This window comes from Ruminococcus sp. SR1/5, from assembly GCF_000209835.1.
GTDB classification, from domain to species: domain Bacteria; phylum Bacillota; class Clostridia; order Lachnospirales; family Lachnospiraceae; genus Blautia_A; species Blautia_A fusiformis.
In genome coordinates this window covers 1-17713 of sequence record NC_021014.1, presented here as the reverse complement: position 1 = coordinate 17713, position 17713 = coordinate 1, and the positions used below count along the sequence as shown (strand labels likewise).

The 17713-nt window shown below is 43.3% G+C and carries 17 protein-coding genes, 6 tRNA genes and 3 pseudogenes; 10 read left to right on the top strand and 16 right to left on the bottom strand.

Annotated elements, in window-relative coordinates:
* Positions 1–90: 90 nt before the first annotated feature.
* The 3 genes from CK1_RS00125 (at position 91) to CK1_RS00115 (ending at position 1566) form a co-directional block, all read left to right on the top strand.
* A complete protein-coding gene (locus tag CK1_RS00125) occupies positions 91–324 on the top strand; it encodes a flagellar basal body-associated FliL family protein (RefSeq protein ID WP_306288652.1) in 234 nt (77 codons plus the stop codon).
* A 62-nt stretch (positions 325–386) separates the two neighbouring features.
* On the top strand, positions 387–1139 hold the full coding sequence (locus CK1_RS00120) for a DUF5067 domain-containing protein (protein WP_306288651.1): 753 nt from the start codon (positions 387–389) through the stop codon (positions 1137–1139).
* A gap of 211 nt (positions 1140–1350) precedes the next feature.
* Positions 1351–1566 (top strand): DUF378 domain-containing protein, encoded by a 216-nt coding sequence (locus CK1_RS00115; RefSeq protein ID WP_015524323.1) that lies wholly within the window; start codon positions 1351–1353, stop codon positions 1564–1566.
* Positions 1567–1671: 105 nt separating this feature from the next.
* Here CK1_RS00115 and CK1_RS00110 read toward each other — a convergent pair.
* The 5 genes from CK1_RS00110 to epsC form a co-directional block, all read right to left on the bottom strand.
* A tRNA-Gly gene (locus tag CK1_RS00110) sits at positions 1672–1744 on the bottom strand.
* A gap of 3 nt (positions 1745–1747) precedes the next feature.
* Positions 1748–1818: transfer RNA gene (locus tag CK1_RS00105), tRNA-Gly, on the bottom strand.
* Between the two features lie 35 nt (positions 1819–1853).
* Positions 1854–1926 (bottom strand) — tRNA-Gly (locus CK1_RS00100).
* Positions 1927–1929: 3 nt separating this feature from the next.
* Positions 1930–2000 (bottom strand) — tRNA-Gly (locus CK1_RS00095).
* A 123-nt stretch (positions 2001–2123) separates the two neighbouring features.
* Positions 2124–3044, bottom strand: a complete 921-nt coding sequence (gene epsC / locus CK1_RS00090; protein ID WP_015524322.1) for a serine O-acetyltransferase EpsC — start codon at positions 3042–3044, stop codon at positions 2124–2126.
* A 156-nt stretch (positions 3045–3200) separates the two neighbouring features.
* Here epsC and CK1_RS00085 point away from each other — a divergent pair.
* A tRNA-Ser gene (locus tag CK1_RS00085) sits at positions 3201–3288 on the top strand.
* A gap of 127 nt (positions 3289–3415) precedes the next feature.
* A tRNA-Trp gene (locus tag CK1_RS00080) sits at positions 3416–3486 on the top strand.
* Positions 3487–3657: 171 nt separating this feature from the next.
* Here the strand turns inward: CK1_RS00080 and CK1_RS00075 are convergent.
* The 8 genes and pseudogenes from CK1_RS00075 to CK1_RS00045 form a co-directional block, all read right to left on the bottom strand.
* Positions 3658–4086, bottom strand: a complete 429-nt coding sequence (locus CK1_RS00075) for a cytidine deaminase (protein ID WP_015524321.1) — start codon at positions 4084–4086, stop codon at positions 3658–3660.
* 36 nt (positions 4087–4122) lie between these two features.
* Positions 4123–4914, bottom strand: coding sequence for a uridine phosphorylase (gene udp / locus CK1_RS00070; protein WP_015524320.1), 792 nt, complete (start codon positions 4912–4914; stop codon positions 4123–4125).
* A gap of 175 nt (positions 4915–5089) precedes the next feature.
* A complete protein-coding gene (locus CK1_RS00065) occupies positions 5090–5689 on the bottom strand; it encodes an NUDIX hydrolase (RefSeq protein ID WP_015524319.1) in 600 nt (199 codons plus the stop codon).
* A gap of 168 nt (positions 5690–5857) precedes the next feature.
* Positions 5858–6564 (bottom strand): annotated as a pseudogene (locus tag CK1_RS17700) (D-2-hydroxyacid dehydrogenase).
* Positions 6565–6866: 302 nt separating this feature from the next.
* A complete protein-coding gene (locus tag CK1_RS00055) occupies positions 6867–8012 on the bottom strand; it encodes an ABC transporter permease (RefSeq protein WP_015524317.1) in 1146 nt (381 codons plus the stop codon).
* Entirely contained in the window at positions 7999–8688 is a 690-nt protein-coding gene (locus CK1_RS17695; protein ID WP_353611087.1) for an ABC transporter permease, read from the bottom strand. The genes CK1_RS00055 and CK1_RS17695 overlap by 14 nt, the downstream gene beginning before the upstream one ends.
* Positions 8676–9122 (bottom strand): ABC transporter permease, encoded by a 447-nt coding sequence (locus CK1_RS17690; protein WP_015524315.1) that lies wholly within the window; start codon positions 9120–9122, stop codon positions 8676–8678. Before CK1_RS17690 ends, CK1_RS17695 begins: the two co-directional genes overlap by 13 nt.
* A 12-nt stretch (positions 9123–9134) precedes the next feature.
* Positions 9135–10075 (bottom strand): annotated as a pseudogene (locus CK1_RS00045) (ABC transporter ATP-binding protein).
* Positions 10076–10405: 330 nt separating this feature from the next.
* Here CK1_RS00045 and CK1_RS00040 point away from each other — a divergent pair.
* From CK1_RS00040 to CK1_RS00030, 3 genes are all read left to right on the top strand, one after another.
* The gene (locus CK1_RS00040) at positions 10406–11587 is read left to right on the top strand and encodes a sensor histidine kinase (RefSeq protein ID WP_015524313.1); all 1182 of its coding nucleotides are present in this window, start codon (positions 10406–10408) and stop codon (positions 11585–11587) included.
* A 133-nt stretch (positions 11588–11720) separates the two neighbouring features.
* A complete protein-coding gene (locus CK1_RS00035) occupies positions 11721–12341 on the top strand; it encodes a response regulator (protein ID WP_015524312.1) in 621 nt (206 codons plus the stop codon).
* A 65-nt stretch (positions 12342–12406) separates the two neighbouring features.
* A complete protein-coding gene (locus CK1_RS00030; RefSeq protein WP_015524311.1) occupies positions 12407–13549 on the top strand; it encodes an RluA family pseudouridine synthase in 1143 nt (380 codons plus the stop codon).
* Here the strand turns inward: CK1_RS00030 and CK1_RS00025 are convergent.
* Complete coding sequence (locus CK1_RS00025; protein WP_015524310.1) at positions 13531–14961, bottom strand: MATE family efflux transporter; 1431 nt, start codon at positions 14959–14961, stop codon at positions 13531–13533. The two genes, CK1_RS00030 and CK1_RS00025, sit on opposite strands and share 19 nt — an antisense overlap.
* Positions 14962–15245: 284 nt before the next feature.
* Here CK1_RS00025 and CK1_RS00020 point away from each other — a divergent pair, with 284 nt between their 5' ends.
* Complete coding sequence (locus CK1_RS00020) at positions 15246–15548, top strand: helix-turn-helix transcriptional regulator (RefSeq protein WP_302416218.1); 303 nt, start codon at positions 15246–15248, stop codon at positions 15546–15548.
* Here the strand turns inward: CK1_RS00020 and CK1_RS18695 are convergent.
* Positions 15517–15618: a DUF6198 family protein gene (locus CK1_RS18695; RefSeq protein ID WP_465220963.1), complete on the bottom strand. Its 102-nt coding sequence runs from the start codon at positions 15616–15618 to the stop codon at positions 15517–15519. The genes CK1_RS00020 and CK1_RS18695 overlap by 32 nt on opposite strands.
* Positions 15619–15787: 169 nt before the next feature.
* Positions 15788–16398, bottom strand: a pseudogene (locus CK1_RS00010) (ECF transporter S component).
* A 553-nt stretch (positions 16399–16951) separates the two neighbouring features.
* On the opposite strand from CK1_RS00010, the gene CK1_RS00005 reads away from it, so the two are divergent.
* Positions 16952–17518, top strand: a complete 567-nt coding sequence (locus tag CK1_RS00005; RefSeq protein WP_015524308.1) for a flavodoxin family protein — start codon at positions 16952–16954, stop codon at positions 17516–17518.
* Positions 17519–17713 lie beyond the last annotated feature (195 nt).

The window sequence follows — 17713 nt, the reverse complement described above, 5'->3', positions numbered from 1 at the left end:
TTTTTATGACGATGAGCTCTCCAGATCATTGATCTCCAATGATTTTGAAGACGACACTCCCCACAGAAAGAAAAAAGCAAAAAGCCTCTCGTGATCTGTCTGATCATCCTTCTGATCACTGCCGCAGCCGGCGGAACCGCCTGGTATATGATGCAGCGCCATAAACCGGTAGAAGCCACAGAAGAATTTCTCACAGGAATGCAGAACATGGATTTTACCACAATGGAGAACCTTCTCCAGAGTCATGATCTCAGCGCTCTGGATGATGCAGATATCCGTGATTCTGCTTACACAGATTTCTTCACTACCGTCAACAAAAAATGACCTACAAGATCACCAAAAACAAATTTGACATCCAGAACGGAACTGCCAGGATAACGGTTCACATGAAATATATTGACGGAACCAATATCTATGCAGCAACCATTCAGGAATACACCCGTAAGATTGCTGTCGCAGCCTATGCCGGAAAGGAAATGACCCAGGATGATATCCAGGAAATGCTCGCTGCACTTCTTGCCGAAAATGCTTCCACAGCGGATGAAAAATACAGTGAGATCGATATCACCTATCCTCTGATCAAAATCGGCAATGACTGGAAGATCGTTTCTCTGGATGACACCACAGTCAAGGTTATGTGCGCAAACTTCAAAAGCGTAAAAGACGAGATATCATCCCAGCTTACAGATGACAGCACAGATAGCAGTTCTTCCGCTGCAGAGGATTCTTCCACCCCTGACAACACAGCCTCTGCTGAAGGCACAAGTGCATCCATTGATATTACAACTGACAAATTCTCCGTCCGTTTCAAACAGTTTGCGATCTCCAAGGACTACGGCGGAAATCCCTGTCTGATGATCTACTATGACTATACAAACTCTGGTGATTCCCAGTCCAGTGCATTTGTAGACTTCACCCTGCAGGCTTCCCAGAACGGAGAAGCTCTGGAAGGAACTTATCCGGAAGCCAGCGATGATGCTGTAGATAACTACATGAGCACCATTGATCCCGGAAAGACCGTCACTGTATGCCAGGTATTTCTTCTGAAGGATACCACCAGTGATGTAACGCTTCAGGGCAAAGAAACTCTGAATGTAAGCGGCGGACAGACAACCTCTCAGGTTCTGAAGCTGAAGTAAGATATCGGAATTGCTGGGCGGATATTTACGATCCAAATTCGATAAACCGGAAATTTACATTTTATCTTGCATATGAAAGGAAAACGGAAATTTCTCCTTCATGATTTTTTCATGACTGGCAGAAATTTCCGTTTTTCGTTTTCTCATTCCTGTGTATATTTTTTCGATTCCATGAAAAACTATTTCCTATATAACGAAAGGATGGTGACTTATGTCAAATAAATGTCTGCAGTACTTCACCCTGACCATTGCTGTGGTCGGTGCCATAAACTGGGGTCTGATCGGCTTCTTTAATTTTAATCTGGTAGCATTCCTGTTCGGAAGCATGAGCTGGCTCTCCCGGATCATCTACGGACTTGTAGGCTTATGCGGGCTTTATCTTCTGACCTTCTATACTCTGATCGATCAGGGTGAAACAACTGAATAAGCTACACAGTAACACATAACGTGAAAAATCCTCTGCTGCATAAAAATAAAGCAGAGGATTTTTTCGCAACAAAAAAGAACTCTGATCATCCTCAGAGTTCCGAAGAGCGATAGACGGGGCTCGAACCCGCGGTCTCGACCTTGGCAAGGTCGCGCGTTACCAACTACGCCACTATCGCACAAGCGGGTGATGGGAATCGAACCCACGTATCCAGCTTGGAAGGCTGGTGTTCTACCATTGAACTACACCCGCAGTTATGAAATTATAAATCTTCATCCTTCGATGAGAGCGATAGACGGGGCTCGAACCCGCGGTCTCGACCTTGGCAAGGTCGCGCGTTACCAACTACGCCACTATCGCATAAGCGGGTGATGGGAATCGAACCCACGTATCCAGCTTGGAAGGCTGGTGTTCTACCATTGAACTACACCCGCGCATCGTCGCTTCGGTGATTACCGATCGCTTGACCGCTGCAACGATGATTAGTATATAGCATGCTGTTTTATTTGTCAACAGTTTTTTTTAAATTTTTATTTTTTTATTTATTGGATTTTTCATCAATACTCCCATACATTTGTGGCAGAAACCTGGGCCTTCGGTTTCTTGATCACAAGCTCCGGACTTTTTGCACTGACCTTGGTATTTGCAGGAATGGATTCTGTGATAAAGGTATTACCACCTATAATCGTATTCTCTCCTACAACCGTCTCACCACCGAGCACTGTGGAATTAGAATAGATCGTTACATTATCACGAATCGTCGGATGACGTTTTACATTGGCAAGCTGCTGTCCCTTTCTTGTGGAAAGCGCTCCCAGTGTCACTCCCTGATACAGTTTTACATTATTTCCGATCTCTGTAGTCTCACCTACAACCACACCGGTACCATGATCGATAAAGAAATACTCTCCGATGGTCGCTCCCGGGTTGATATCGATCCCTGTACGGCCATGAGCATATTCCGACATCACGCGCGGGATAAATGGGATTTCTTCTTTATAAAGAACATGTGCCAGACGATACACGTAGATAGCAAATAATCCCGGATATGAAAAAATGATCTCTTCCTTGCTCTTGGCTGCGGGGTCACCATCAAAACCAGCCTGTACATCAGTCAGAAGCAGTCTCTGGATCTCAGGAAGCTGCTCAAAAAATCCACATGCAGTTCTGTCTGCATGAGCTGCTGCTTCTTCCGGTTCCTCTCCGTGATAAAGAAGTGCGATCTCGATCTGATTCTTCAATCTGTCATAAAGATCATTCAGTCTGTGTCCCACATAATACTCCGGAAATACGGTAGCACTGGTATCCGTACTGAAATATCCCGGAAATACAATAGATTTCAGATCTCTTACTATATCAATGATCACCGAACGGTTCGGCAGACGTCTGCCGCTCTTCGGCATAAAAAGTTCTTCTGAAGCATAATTCTCAGTAAGACCCTTCGCCACTCTGAGAATCGCTGATTTCTTATCGCTCATAATTCCCTCCATTTCTGCACATCCACTTCTGTCTGTACACTTTATCTCATTATCATATTATAGTCTGGAAGATTCGTCAATAATACAAAAAAGAAAAGTTTTAAAAAAGATTGACCTTTCTCCGGATACCTTATATAATAATAAAGGTTTGCATCCGGAGATGTACCCAAGTGGCTGAAGGGTCCGCACTCGAAATGCGGTAGGTCGGGCAACCGGCGCGAGGGTTCAAATCCCTCCATCTCCGTTTTTCTGCCGATTTATGACAGGAAGAATTTTATTTATATTTTATTATACAAAAAGCACTCTCATCTCTTGACAATTGTATATTTTATATGTATAATTGCAACAGTGATGAAAACACTATTTAATATAGGGGATTGGTCAAATGGTATGATAGGGGTCTCCAAAACCTTTGGTGGGAGTTCGATTCTCTCATCCCCTGCTATTAGAATCGCTGAAAAACCTTAATTAAGGATTTTCAGCGTTTTTTATTATATGGCAGAAAAGTGATCGCCCGGCCTGTCATATCAACATCCGGGCGATCACTTTTCAATATTTTACTTCTCACTGCATTCATATCGTGAAAATCTCTACACGTGTCCACATGCGCTTATCACTTCAGTTTCTTCAGATTATCCGGTCCAAATCCAAATGGCAACAGTTCCTTTAACGTAAAGATATCATATTTTTCTCTGCTGACTGCCAGTATGATCTGAAAGGTTTCCGGATCACAGAACTCCATCATAACCTGTCTGCATACTCCACAGGGTGCTGCATACTCTGTAGGAACACCATCCTTGCCGCCAACGATACAGATTGCCTGAAAGTCTCTCATGCCTTCACTGACCGCTTTGAAAAAAGCAGTTCTTTCCGCACAGTTTGTTGGAGTATAGGCAGCATTTTCTATGTTACACCCGGTATAATAGGTACCGTTTTTTGCAAGAAGTACCGCCCCTACATGAAAATGTGAGTATGGCGCATAGGAATAGTCCATCTGTCTGATCGCCAGATCGATCATTTCTTTGATCTGTTTTTCTTCCATAATTTTCCCACCTTTCCTGAATCAGGCATGCATACGTTATTCTTCTTTTTTCTGTGCCTGATCTGCACGGATCAGTTCACGGATCGCCTGTACTGCAACCTGGATCGCCTTATCGGTATCATGTACCACAGGATTATCCAAACCCAGCTTTTCTCTTTCCTGATTTGCAAGCACCAGGAAGCAGGAGCCCACACGTACTTTTAAATGGCTTGCCACTATAAAAAGAGCAGCGGATTCCATCTCCGACGCAAGACAGCCGAGACGTTTCCACGCTTCCCATTTATTCATCAGTTCATAGCTGACCGGCTTGGTTTCCGGCTCATGCTGGCCATAAAAGGAATCCTTACATTGTACCACACCTGTGTGGAATTCACATTCTTCTTTCTTTGCTCCTTCCACAAGTGCATTGATCACTTCCAGATTTGCCACTGCCGGGAATTCAATAGGTGCATACTCTTTACTGGTGCCCTCCATACGGATCGCGCCCGTTGCAACAACAATATCACCACTTTTTACCTCCGGCTGCATTCCACCGCAGGTTCCGATGCGTACAAATGTATCAGCCCCGCACCGATACAGCTCTTCCATTGCGATAGAAGCGGACGGTCCGCCGATTCCGGTAGATGTCACACTTACCTTCACTCCGTCCAGTGTTCCGGTGTATGTTACGTATTCCCGGTTATCTGCTACCAAAACCGGATCATCAAAATACTGTGCGATCTTTTTGCAGCGTTTCGGATCTCCCGGTAAAATAACGTAACGTCCCACTTCTCCTTTTGCTACCTGAATGTGATACTGTCTGTCCGCATCCTCTGAATAATTTTTCATGTTTGTTTCCCCCTTTCTCAGCTAACAGTTTCCCTATTCCTTATGAATAAAAAAAGACTGCATTTTCATACAATCCAGTCCTTTATTCTTTTATTTTAACCTTGCTTCCCGTCGATCCCTGCAAAACTGTATTGTCTTACATTACAGTCAGATTTTCGTATTTGCTCAGTCAATGTCAAACCTCTTTTGTCTTTATCCCATTATAACATAGATTCATTTTCTTCAAAAGCTTAATATAAACATGTTCCACAAACCACGGTTCTGTTGATCTCATCAATGCTTCTTCCGGTGAAAACCAGGCTACACCGCTGTTTTCATCTGCTTTTATGGAAACAGCCTCTTCTGAATCTGCCTCAAGGAGATATGTTAGGTTAAAGTGCAGATGGCTGGATACATATTTTCCTTTTTTCACATGGCCGTCTACAGTCAGGGATTCCAGGGAAAAAATCTCTTCTGACACCGGACGAACATTGGAAATCCCTGCCTCTTCTTTTACTTCTCTGACAGCAACGGATAGTAAATCCGTCTCTCCATCTGCATGTCCTCCAAGCCAGGACCAGGAATTGTATATGTTGTGATATACCATAAGGACTTTCGTCCGTTCTCTGTTTACTACCCAGGCAGAAGCTGTCATATGGGCTACTGCATTTTCCCTGGAAAAAGCATTCTCATTATTTCTGATCCAGTCCAGGATCAGGATTTTATCTTTTTCTTCCTGCTCATTATATGGCTTGTATTTTTCTATCTGATCAATCAGTTTCTGACGTGTTATCATTATGCACTCTGTCTCTTTCTTAAATATCCATAAATGTATTTTTAGTCAAGCGGATAAAAGCATCCGCTTCGCTACTTGCTCATAACCGAATAACTGCTTCACAGTTTATCAGAAGGAGCTTGTAACTATCTTTTTATTTAATACCCATCCTTTAACCGGACAATATTTTTAATTTTTTCCATTCAGATATCGTTCCATATTTTCCATACAGATGTTCCAGATCATATCCTGGACTTCAGCGTTTCCACCGAAACTCGGTCCTGCAATGTGTGGAGTGATAAGGACGTTTTCCATATTCCAAAGAGGTGATGTCTCCGGCAATGGTTCTGTTTCAAATACATCCAGGACCACTCCTTTTAAGTGGCCTTCCTCCAGTACTCTGATCAGGTCTTCTGTTGGAATGAGGCTTCCTCTTCCTACATTAACCAGAATTGCATCTTTTTCATGGAATACAGCCGTTCGTAATTCAGAAGGCCTTTTGTTTCCGGTGTTCCCGGGAGACAGCCGATCACAATATCCGCTTTCTGAAGCTGCTGATCCAGCGCTGTCAGATCATATACCTCATCAAACTCTTTCATCTGCTGCAAATGCTCCGGGACTGCAGTTCTTTTTATTCCAGTCACATGCGTTTCAAACGCTTTCATTCTATGGGCAATATTTCTTCCTATATCCCCGGTTCCCAGGATGAGAATGTTTTTTCCATATATGGTTTCTGATGATCTATTCTGTACCCAGAGGTGTTTCTGTTTGTTCTTCCAGTAGTTCGGAAGTTCACGGTACAGCGCAATGATATTCCCGATCACATATTCTGATATGATCTTTCCAAAAGCGCCGGAAGCATTGGTTAATGTAACTCCTGTCGGGAATGCTTTCATTTTTGTATATTTGTCCGCACCGGCCCAGGTCAGCTGGATCCAGCGAAGATTTTCTGCTTTCAGGATTTCTTCTTCCTCTGGCTCTCCGATCACTACTTCTGCTGCTGCGATCGCATCCTCAGTTTCTTTGCCCTGAAATGTAAATTCGCACTGATCTCCGAATTTTGTTGCAAACTGATTTTGAATTTCTGCATTGCATTGTGGTTTTAGTAAAACTTGTATTTTTTTCATGTTTTTCTCCGCAAATCATCTTTATCAGCTATATCCTACCATAATTAACAGCCATCTGCTATTATTTTCTGTTATTTCTGCCGCTGATACCTGGTCACTGCCAGGATCATGCAGACAAAAACTACCGCAAACATAGCTTCCAGTCCAATGCCTTTCCACACCGATACAGCTGCCTCACCTGTTAGGTGGCTATAACTTCCAAGAGTCTCATTTACGTTTTCATACCAGTACACAGGAAGAAACTGAGACACCTTCAGAACGTTTCTGTCCATAATATTCATGGGAACAAACACACCACACAGAAAGCACATTCCAAGAGACAGGATATTTGCGATCCCGCTTAACATGTTGCTGTTTTTTACAAAAAGACCGATCAGATAGGAAAGTGAAAGTGCCACTGCCATCATTACCAGAGTGTTCAGTACATAGTATCCGAAATTTTCTGAACTGAGAAATGTTTTTCCATACATAAGGATAGCTCCAGCCATACCGATTCCCCATAAGCCCCCACCCATCACAAACATGGCCAGAAGCCCTTCCAGACTCTGTCGTCTTGCAGAGATCGCAGATGCCTGCATTCTCTTTGGTATATCGTCTTTTTTGAAAGCCATCAGAACATATCCCATCACATAGCAAAGTAATGCAAGAAACAGATATGGAATATATCGGAAATAATAGAGCCATCCGGACGTACCACTGTTTTCATCTGTATCCAGCATGGTGACTTCTCCTCTTTTTTTATCCAGGATCGCTGTTGCCGCTTCCTTCTGGGAAAAACCGGCTTTCAGATATGTCCGCATTGTATTCAGACAGCTCTCCAGCTGCTGATCCACATAATATGCCGAATAAGATCCGGGCACCTTGGTCACAGAAATACTTTCGCCGTTTACCATACAGTTCTCATAAAAATCCTCAGGAATCACCACGATGTATTCTACATTTCTGTAAAAAAGCTCTTCCTGAAGCTTCTCCCTGTTATCCTCCAGCATGGTCACGTGATGCGTACCTTCAAGCCATTTTACCAGTCCTTCTGCAAGTGGTCCGTTGTCTTTATCCACCACTCCGATCTTTATTTTTTCGCTTTCATAGCTGGTATAAGTTTCCTTACCGGCCGCTGCCTGAAGTGCCATTGTCACTCCGAAAAAAATGCCCAGATACAGGAGGATCAGACCTGTATTTTTTTTCATGATCCTCATATAGCCTTTAAATACTGTCATAACGTTCCCTCCTGACCATGAAAAAGGATGCCATCACCAGCACCACGCACATTACCGCCAGTGTGATCAGATTTCTATAGTATCTGGTCATATCATCATATACATTGATACAGTAAAACGCATCTGAGATCAGTGATGCAGGATTGATCCGGTTCACAAACGGAACACTTTTTTCCACGATATCCTTCATATTTCCGTTCATCAGTCCGGCAAGAAAGCTGCTTACCATAGAGATTCCAAGCATGAGCCCGATTCTGACGCCTTCCTGCATTTTTCCGAAGCTGCCTATAAACATTCCCATAGATACACCGATGAGACTTCCGAAAAAAGATACCACCAGCATTTTTCCCATCTGTCCCTGAAAATCCAGATTGAGAATATACCGGAGATACAGGATCAGAATGATCACGTCCACATAGCCCAGAGCAAAAGATGTCAGCTGGTCTGTAAGGATCAGCTTCAGCTTGTGGGTCGGCGTTACACACCTTCTGGCTGCCAGAGGTGTGATATTGGCCTGAATCCCGATCGCAGAGCCAAATCCGATAAAGCATCCATACAGGCAGGCCATGGCGATCAGTGCGTAAAAGAACTGCACATTTCCGTCAATGGTCCGGCCGCCAAGAGAGACTTCCCTTACCAGGCTGTCGGAACTTAACAAGGATTTCATGGTTTCCATATCCATCTGCGGATTTTTTTCATGATATTGGTGATGGTTGTTCTGGTGTTTTCACAGCTGTCGAGAACTGTCTGAAGGATACTTTCTTCTATTCCGGTTCCTGCTACTGTAAGGGAAGGCTCTTTTCCCACATAATAAATCCCTTCTACTTTTTTATCCTGCAGTGCTTCCAGCGCTTCCTTTTCCGACATTTCTTCTGCTTTTAAAAGATCCGGACTGCTTTTTTCCACTTCATCCAGATAGGTCATAAAAAACGTATCCGCAGAAGCTTCCTTCACCACTGCCACCGGAACCGTCTGAAAATCTGCCTCATTGATATTTCCGAATGCAAAATAGAAAAAAGTTCCAAGCACAAGCGGAAAGACCAGCGGCCAGAATACAATGTTAAAATTCCGGATCTTGGAAAGAAAACTGTATTTCAGTAAATGCAACATCTCCCATCCCTCCTAATCTCTTAGCTGTTTTCCGGTGATCTCCAGAAAGACATCATTTAATGTAGGCAGTTCGGAAAAGACTCTTCCAAAAGAAATATCCTGGCTTTGCAGATAATTAAGAAGACGGATCAGGTTATGCTTCGCATCGGTACAGCGCACGACCAGCACCTGTTTTTCATACTGCACATCAAACACATGCTCCAGTGTGCGGATATCCCGGAGATTTTTTCTTCCAGGGCAATGGCTTCTACGGTGATGGTCTCTCCTGTTTTGATCATCTGCTTCAATTCTTCCTTTGTTCCCTGAGCGATGACTCTTCCGTGATCCATGATGGCGATCCTGGTACAGATCTGCTCCACTTCTTCCATGTAATGGGATGTGTAGATAATGGTGGAGCCCTGGTGGTTCAGCGTCTGGATCCCTTCCAGGATCTTGTTTCTGCTCTGTGGATCTACAGCTACCGTCGGCTCATCCATAATGATCAGTCTTGGCTTATGGGCGATCCCGCAGGCAATGTTCAATCTTCGTAAAAGGCCCCCGGAAAGCTTCTTCGGGTACATTTTGCGGAAATCTTCAAGACCTGTAAATTCAATGGCATCCTCCACCAGCTCTTTTCTCCGTTTCCTGTCCCGTATGTAAAGGCCGCAGAAATAATCGATATTTTCCTGCACTGTCAGCTCATCAAAAACGGCTACATTCTGAAGCACGATCCCAATCTGTTCCTTGAGCTTATAGCTGTCCGGCTTCATCTCTTCTCCGAATATCTTTATTTCACCTCTGTCATATTTCAGAAGTGACAAGAGGCAGCTGATGGCCGTTGTCTTTCCCGAGCCGTTGGGACCAAGTAATCCGAAGATCTCACCCTCCCGGATATCCAGTTCCAGATGATTCAGTGCGGTAAGATCACCGTATCGTTTTACCAGATTTTCTATGTGGACCATACTCTGTGGCATATGTTTTCCTCCTTTTTTACAGTCCGTTAAGCAGGACTTTTATGTCTCTTTCGCAGAAATTCATATTTCTTCTATGATGCCATTATATCCTTTTCTTCTGTCTGCTCCAAGTGTTGAATGTCACCACCTGCGAATGACAAATGTCATGTCTTTTTCAAAAGGATAGATTTTTCTTTGCAGGGAAGGAACCGGTATATTATAATAAAGGCACATTGATTTCAGAAATTTGTGCAACAAAAGGGGTTCTCCCGGAACAGGATACGATAATTTTAGACGATTATCTGCCTGACTTTCGGAAAATGCTGTAGTAGAAAGGAGGGTATATTTTTTATGCGTTATTTTACAGATTCCATACTATTGCTTTTATACAGTACTTTAACATTTTTTTATGTGCCTGCAGATCAGGCTCTTGTGTTTGCCCTCCTTTTTACGGTGATCCTTTGCTGCATTACTTATCTGTGCAGGGTATGTAAAACAGAATCCTGTTCACACAATTCTTTGCCAGTATTGAAACCCGCCGGAAATATCATTCCGGTTCTTGCAGGAAGCTATGTGATCTTTGGATTATGTTCCCTGTGGTTTTCGGATTTTCTTCTGTTTTTCCCGCTGCTGCTGTATCAGACCTTATCTGCCGGGCTTTTTCCTCTGGCAGTGGCTGAGCTTCCACTTTGGGGATTTCTGGTTTTTCAGATCAATAGATTTCCGGCAGTTCTTTGTCTGCTTGGGATTTTTGGTTTCGTTCTCTCATTTTTTCTCTGGCTCTATGCCGGAAAATATCAGGCTCTTTACCAGGATTTTCATCAGATCCGGGATGACAGTGAGGAACATACGCTTCTTCTTTCTGAAAAAAACAAGGCACTTCTGGAAAAACAGGATTACGAGATTTATGCTGCTACATTGCGCGAGCGAAACAGAATTGCCAGAGAGATCCATGATAATGTGGGACATGTACTATCCCGTTCTATCCTTATGACTGCTGCCTGCAAAACCATCAACAAAAATGATTCTCTTGATCCTCTGCTTGGAAATCTGGAAGAATCCCTGAACGGTGCTATGAACAGCATCCGTTCCAGTGTACATGATCTTCATGACGATGCGATAGATCTGGAAGATGCCATAAAAGGACTTGTAAAAGATTTCACCTTCTGCCCGGTGAATCTTACTTATGATATGTCTAGGCAGATTCCAAGAGAGGTGAAATACAGTCTGATCAGTATTACAAAGGAAGGGCTTTCCAATGTAATGCGGCATAGTAATGCGGATTCTGTGGATATTCTTCTGCGGGAGCATCCTGCACTTTATCAATTGTGCATTGAGGATAATGGGACACCGGAAAATGGAATTCCGGATATTCAAACTGGATCAGACAGCAATAAGGCAAAAAATACTTCCGGTGGTATGGGACTGTCCAATATCCGTGACCGTGCAAAGGCGCTGGGCGGTACGGTCCAGATTACGCAGGAGAATGGTTTTCGGATCTTTGTGACGATCCCGAAATCTGTTTCTAATTGAATCAGACAGATATTTCTCACTTTTCCGGAAACCTTCCTGATTTGATCAAAGTACTTTCCCGGCATATTGGATCCGTCTGTTTTTTCTGATCTGTAAATTTACTTTTTATAACTCATAAACAGGAGATTTTGACATGAAAATTATAATCGTAGACGACGACTGCCTGGTTGCAGGAGCACTAAAAACCATTCTTGAAGCAAACCCGGATATCGAAGTGACTACCACCGGCTCTGATGGTGAAGAAGCCTGCTCTCTGTACAGAGAGTATCTTCCGGATATTCTTCTGATGGATATCCGTATGAAAGGAATGGACGGACTGGAAGCTTCCAGAAAGATCCTGGGCGAATTTCCGGAGGCAAAAATTCTTCTTCTGACTACTTTTTCCGATGATGAATATATTGTAAAAGCCCTCCGCCTCGGCACAAAGGGTTATCTTCTGAAGCAGGATCATACCAGCATTCTTCCGGCTCTTCAGGCGGTTTACTCCGGCCAGACCGTATTCGGCACAGAGATCATATCCAAAATCCCTGAACTCCTGCAGTCTTCCGACGGATTTGATTATGCTTCCAGAAACATCAGCGAACGGGAGCTGGATATCATCCGGCTGATCGCCAACGGATACAGCAATAAGGAGATTGCCGCAGAACTGTTTCTCAGTGAGGGAACGGTACGAAATTATCTCAGTTCCATTCTGGATAAACTGCAGCTGAGGGATCGGACTCAAGTTGCTGTTTTTTATTATCAGCATAAGTAAAAATCTCCTGCATCCAAATTCCTGTAAATATTTATTAATTTAATAGAATCGGAGGATTCCTCACAATGAACCGCTATCTTACTATCTATATCCCGAAAACAGCTGTTCCGGCACCTGTCTCCCGCTTTCTTCGCACGCAGGCAGGTCTTACAAAAAAGCAGATCAGCCAGGCGAAGTTCCGTCCCGGTGGTATCCGAAAAAACGGACAACAGTGCCGGGTAACGGAAACCGCTTATCCCGGGGATCAGATCATAGTATGCCTGGAAGCGGACGATGTGGATTCTGCCCAGCTGGAATCTTCATCCTTTACCGTCTATTCGTCCAATCACAATTTCCAGTTCTCCGCAGACGCAATTTCATATTCTGATTCCGCAGCTTCAGAATTTGCAGGTTCTGATGTCAATTCTCACAATTATCATTCACCGGCTACAACGTCACAGTTTCTTCCTGAGTTGGCGATTATATACGAAGACCAGGATATCCTCGCCATAAATAAACCTGCCGGGATTGTCACTCACCCTTCCGGTTCTCACTACAGTGACAGTCTCGCCAACCAGGTGGCTTCCTATTTCCGTTCCAAAGGAGAGCCTACCAAAGTCCGGTCTATCGGACGATTGGATAAAGAAACCTCCGGTATCCTGCTCTTTGCCAGGAACCAGACTGCTGCCGCCAGATTACAGAACCAGCGTGAAGAAGGGATTTCAGAGAAAACCTATCTGGCTGCAGTTTCCGGTTTCATGCCTGTGGATGAAGATGGAGCTTTTCACAGGATCTCCGTTCCCCTTGCACCTGACCCGGATAACCGTCTGAAAATGGTCGTATCCACAGATGGCACGCTTCCCGGAAGCAAACATGCAGAAACCCTTTATTCTGTTCTGAAATCTACCGGCCCTGACGCAGCAGCTCCGGCTTCTCTTGTAATGCTCCGTCTGAAAACCGGCCGTACCCATCAGATCCGTGTACACATGGCATCTCTCGGGCATCCTCTTCTGGGTGATTCTCTGTACTGTTTATCGGACATATCGAATCCGTTTTCCCGGGCTGCACTCCACGCATGGAAGCTTAAATTTCAACTTCCATTTTCAATTGATGAATCTGCTTCCGACACCCAGGCTTCCATGCATCATGACAAAAATGCCAAAAAAGAAATCTCCCTGGAAGCACCCCTCCCGGAAGATTTCAAAAAATTCTATGAAACGATATTCTGAAGCCATACGCCTTTTTTTACAAGGATAAATCCAATGACACATTTCATCATATCCGCTGCCTGGACCATTGCGTAGATCACAAGTACAGGCAGACCTGTAAAACGGCTTAAGGTAAATGCGATCGTTACACTTACCACCCAGATAAACACACTGTCAAACAGAAATGTAACGATGGTCTTTCCACCGGAACGCAAAGTAAAATATGTTGCATGCAAGAATGCATTCTGCGGCATGAAAAATGCTGTGAGCATAATAAAATATTTCGCCAGAGTACGTGCCTCAGCATTGGTATTGTAAAGCCTTGGAAACAGTGGTGCCATTACAAACATCACAGCTGCCACGCAGGTACAGCAGAACACAGAAAATGCGATCATCTTGTTGTCCGTATCTCTGGCTTCCTTCATCTTACCTGCCCCCAGAAGCTGTCCTACAACAATGGCTACCGAATCTCCAAGTGCGATAAATATGATATTAAATACATTGTTGATGGTATTGGAAATATTTAATCCCGCAACCACGTTCAGTCCACGGACTGAATAACATTGTGTCAGCATGGCCACTCCGGCTGCCCATAAAGTCTCATTCAGAAGCAGCGGGGTTCCCTTAATAAGTATCTTCTTTGTCAGGTTCGCCGGAACCTTTAATGTTGAATACAGACCCTGTGCAAAAATATTCTTTTCTGTATGCTTATGTGTCCAGCTCAGGACAATGCAGGCTTCCACATATCTGGAGAGCACTGTGGCAACAGCCGCGCCTCTTACTCCCATTTCCGGGAATCCGAATTTTCCATAGATCAGAAGATAATTAAATATCAGATTGATCAGCACTGCCACGATCCCGGCCTTCATTGGAAGTACGGTCTCACCGCATTCACGTAAAGTACTTGCATAGACCTGCACCATCATAAATGGCGGAAGTCCCAGAAGCATGATCCATAAATACTGTTTCCCATAAATAAGAGTATCCCTGATCTCCTGTGCAGTCCCGTCACCTTTTAAATACATGCTGATCAGTGAACCCCCTGCTGTCAGAAACAGTATAATGGTGATTGCTGTCAGAATCACTGCCATCCACAATTTATAACGAAGTGTCTGGCGGACACCCTCATGATCCTTCTGTCCGAAATACTGTGCTGTAAAAATTCCCGCTCCGGACACCCCGCCGAAAATACATAGATTATATACAAAGATCAGCTGATTGACGATCGCCGCTCCAGACATCTGTTCGGTACCGATACGACCGATCATAATATTGTCCAGAAGACTGACAAAATTTGTGATCCCGTTCTGTACCATGATCGGTACTGCAATAGACAGGACCATCAGATAAAACCTCTTATCTCCTACGAACTTTCGGAAAAAAGAAGATTTCTCTTTTACCTTCTCCATAAATTCTTCCCCCTTGTTTTTCATTTTCCTTCATCCAAAATTCTCCACAAAAAGGAGACTGCCCACCCGAAACAGTCTTCCCTTTCGTAAGCGTTGTAGCTACTACCTTACTACAAACTTCTTTTATTTTCAATAGTCTTTATAACGATAAATCTCCGCTTTTTTGTATCTTTTTACTCCACCATACGACTCTCGTCTGCAATATCCTGATCTTTGAACTTTTGTTCCAGCCGTGTCACAATTTCAGTGTCAAAGTTTTTCAAAGAGATCTAAGCCGGCTGAAAAAAGATCTGGACCGGCTGAATCTGGTGCTGAATTATATTTCTGAGAATTACAAACGGCCTATTTCTCTGGATGAGATTGCAGGTGTTGCTTATCTCCAGACTGGATATTTCTTCCATTTTTTCAAGAAAAAGATGGGGGTTACATTTTTGGAATATCAGAATGAATACAGACTTTCTTTTATCTACAAAGATCTGATCAATACGAAAGACCCTGTGCATGTGACCCTGGAACGCCATGGATTCACCAATTATAAGCTGTTTCGACGGATGTTCCAGGAGCACTTCGGGTGCACACCTACGAAGGTGCGGGAGAATATGCGGAAATAACAGTACCTTCTCTTACACCATCCAGTCTTCCCGCAAATACGAAGGAAAGTACCGCAGCAATCACTGCCATGGATACGTCAAAACAGATCTTGGTTGTTCCGAAATTTGTTTTCTATGTGAGGATAACCATATAAAAAATGATCCTATACACGCATAAAAAAACAGCGAAATGAATTTTAACTTCCATTTCGCTGTCTTGTGTTATTTCTTGTTTTTTATTATTTTTTTAGTATGTCGTTTTACGCAACCTGATTTTTGTTGTTGGTAACTGTGATCAGATGACTTTTGATCAGTACCGGACGTACTGCATTATAGATGATCGCTACCAGAATTACAGATACAACTGCATTGATAAAGGTTGCCGCCGCACTCATTTTTGCAAGTGCCTGTGCCAGTTCCTGTGGCTGTCCCAAAATGTACTGTTTGTAGAAATATCCTACGATAGGATCTGCAATTACGTTAAATGCAAGTCCTGCGACAGATGCGATCACACTCCATTTGAAAACATATTTTTATCTGTACTCTCATTGATCTTTGCAACCTTGTGTGCCACAAGACCTACGATCAGACCGATACAGAATTTCAGTATAAAGGTTTTCGGTGCGCCTGTGATATAAACAGGGTCCATGATATCTGCAATTCCCATTCCGATAGCTCCGGCAAGTCCGCCATATACGCCACCCAGAAGCAGTGCTGCAAGTACGCAGAAAGCATTTCCGATATGAATGGATGTTGCGTCTCCGCCCGGCACCGGGATCTTGATCTGCAGAAATGTGAAGGATACATAACATAAAGCTGCTAATAACGCAGTTTCTGCAAGTTTAACTACTGTGTTGTTCTGTGTGTTCATAATAATTCCCCTCTCGTTTCGTTATTACCTTTGTTATTACTTTAATGTATGATTGTATTAATGTAGGAATGTAATAACTTGGATGTTATAGTACCGCTTGTTTGGGTATATTACAAGGGGCAATTTTTATGTTTTTTTAGGGGACAGTTTTTATGGGTAATAAAAAAGTGGCTGTTTAAGCCACTCTTTCATGATTGTATATTCAAAACTACATACATGTTCTATTGATGATCGTTAATCTTTTTTGAATCAATTTTAACCTGCGTACCGATTCACCTTTTTCACGGGCTCGCAGCTAAAGCTACATCGCCTGTTCTTTTGGCTACTCCAGCGGTGGTCATCTCACGACTCCGTCGTTCGATGTCATTTGCTTCGCAAATGTCAAAACAGGCCGAAAAGCCTTATAAAATGGGCTTTCCAAGGGTTTGTATTTCCTTTCTCAAACCCTACCCGGAAAAATTTTTTCTGTTTTTTTCAAACATTGACATTATTTTTTCTCTGTATATAATTGAAAGTATGATGACTTAAAAAATCATATGAAAGGATGACAATAATGAAAGTTTTATTACTCAACGGCAGTCCTCGCAAAGAAGGCTGCACTTATACAGCTCTTACAGAGATCGCAGAAACCTTAAAGAAGAACGGTGTGGGGGCAGAAATCTTCCAGGCCGGGGATCCTTCTCAGGAAAACGTTGCTGCCGCAGCTGCCATTATGAAAGAGGCTGACGCCCTTATTGTTGGTTCTCCGGTTTACTGGGCTTCTCCTTCCGGACAGATCATCGAATTCATGGATAAATTCGCTTCCAAGGCCGGAAAGGATATGATCCACAAGCCTGCCGCAGCTGTTGCTTCCGCAAGACGTGCCGGTACTACTGCTACTCTGGATGTTCTGATCAAATACTTTACCTATCATCAGATGCCTGTCGTGTCCGGAAACTACTGGACAATGGTTCACGGCAATACCCCGGATGACGTCAGAAAAGACGCTGAAGGCCTCCAGATCATGCGTACGTTAGGCAATAACATGGCATGGCTGTTAAAATGTATTGAAGCCGGTAAAAAGGCCGGTATCGACGCTCCGGAAACAGAGCAGAAGATCATGACTAATTTCATTCGATAAGCCAGAATTTCTCTGTCATAGCTTTATAAATTTATTGATTATCTCTAACAGTCAATATTTCTATTTGTAGTTACAAAAATAAACGTGCAGATATAAATATATCTTATTTATATTTATATCTGCACGTTTTTACATCCTTATCCTGTCACAGATCAAGCATAAAAAAATCCCATAAACTTTACATTTACAGGAAAC

Excerpts from the sequence above, each read along its gene's own strand:
- CK1_RS00055 (WP_015524317.1), bottom strand. The coding sequence starts at position 8,012 with ATGACAGTATTTAAAGGCTATATGAGGATCATGAAAAAAAATACAGGT.
- CK1_RS00075 (WP_015524321.1), bottom strand. The coding sequence starts at position 4,086 with ATGGAAGAAAAACAGATCAAAGAAATGATCGATCTGGCGATCAGACAG.
- CK1_RS17690 (WP_015524315.1), bottom strand. The coding sequence starts at position 9,122 with ATGTTGCATTTACTGAAATACAGTTTTCTTTCCAAGATCCGGAATTTT.
- CK1_RS00030 (WP_015524311.1), top strand. The coding sequence starts at position 12,407 with ATGAACCGCTATCTTACTATCTATATCCCGAAAACAGCTGTTCCGGCA.
- CK1_RS00040 (WP_015524313.1), top strand. The coding sequence starts at position 10,406 with ATGCGTTATTTTACAGATTCCATACTATTGCTTTTATACAGTACTTTA.
- epsC (WP_015524322.1), bottom strand. The coding sequence starts at position 3,044 with ATGAGCGATAAGAAATCAGCGATTCTCAGAGTGGCGAAGGGTCTTACT.
- CK1_RS00115 (WP_015524323.1), top strand. The coding sequence starts at position 1,351 with ATGTCAAATAAATGTCTGCAGTACTTCACCCTGACCATTGCTGTGGTC.
- CK1_RS00035 (WP_015524312.1), top strand. The coding sequence starts at position 11,721 with ATGAAAATTATAATCGTAGACGACGACTGCCTGGTTGCAGGAGCACTA.
- CK1_RS00120 (WP_306288651.1), top strand. The coding sequence starts at position 387 with ATGAAATATATTGACGGAACCAATATCTATGCAGCAACCATTCAGGAA.
- CK1_RS18695 (WP_465220963.1), bottom strand. The coding sequence starts at position 15,618 with ATGGCAGTGATTGCTGCGGTACTTTCCTTCGTATTTGCGGGAAGACTG.
- CK1_RS00005 (WP_015524308.1), top strand. The coding sequence starts at position 16,952 with ATGAAAGTTTTATTACTCAACGGCAGTCCTCGCAAAGAAGGCTGCACT.
- udp (WP_015524320.1), bottom strand. The coding sequence starts at position 4,914 with ATGAAAAATTATTCAGAGGATGCGGACAGACAGTATCACATTCAGGTA.
- CK1_RS00025 (WP_015524310.1), bottom strand. The coding sequence starts at position 14,961 with ATGAAAAACAAGGGGGAAGAATTTATGGAGAAGGTAAAAGAGAAATCT.
- CK1_RS17695 (WP_353611087.1), bottom strand. The coding sequence starts at position 8,688 with ATGGAAACCATGAAATCCTTGTTAAGTTCCGACAGCCTGGTAAGGGAA.
- CK1_RS00065 (WP_015524319.1), bottom strand. The coding sequence starts at position 5,689 with ATGATAACACGTCAGAAACTGATTGATCAGATAGAAAAATACAAGCCA.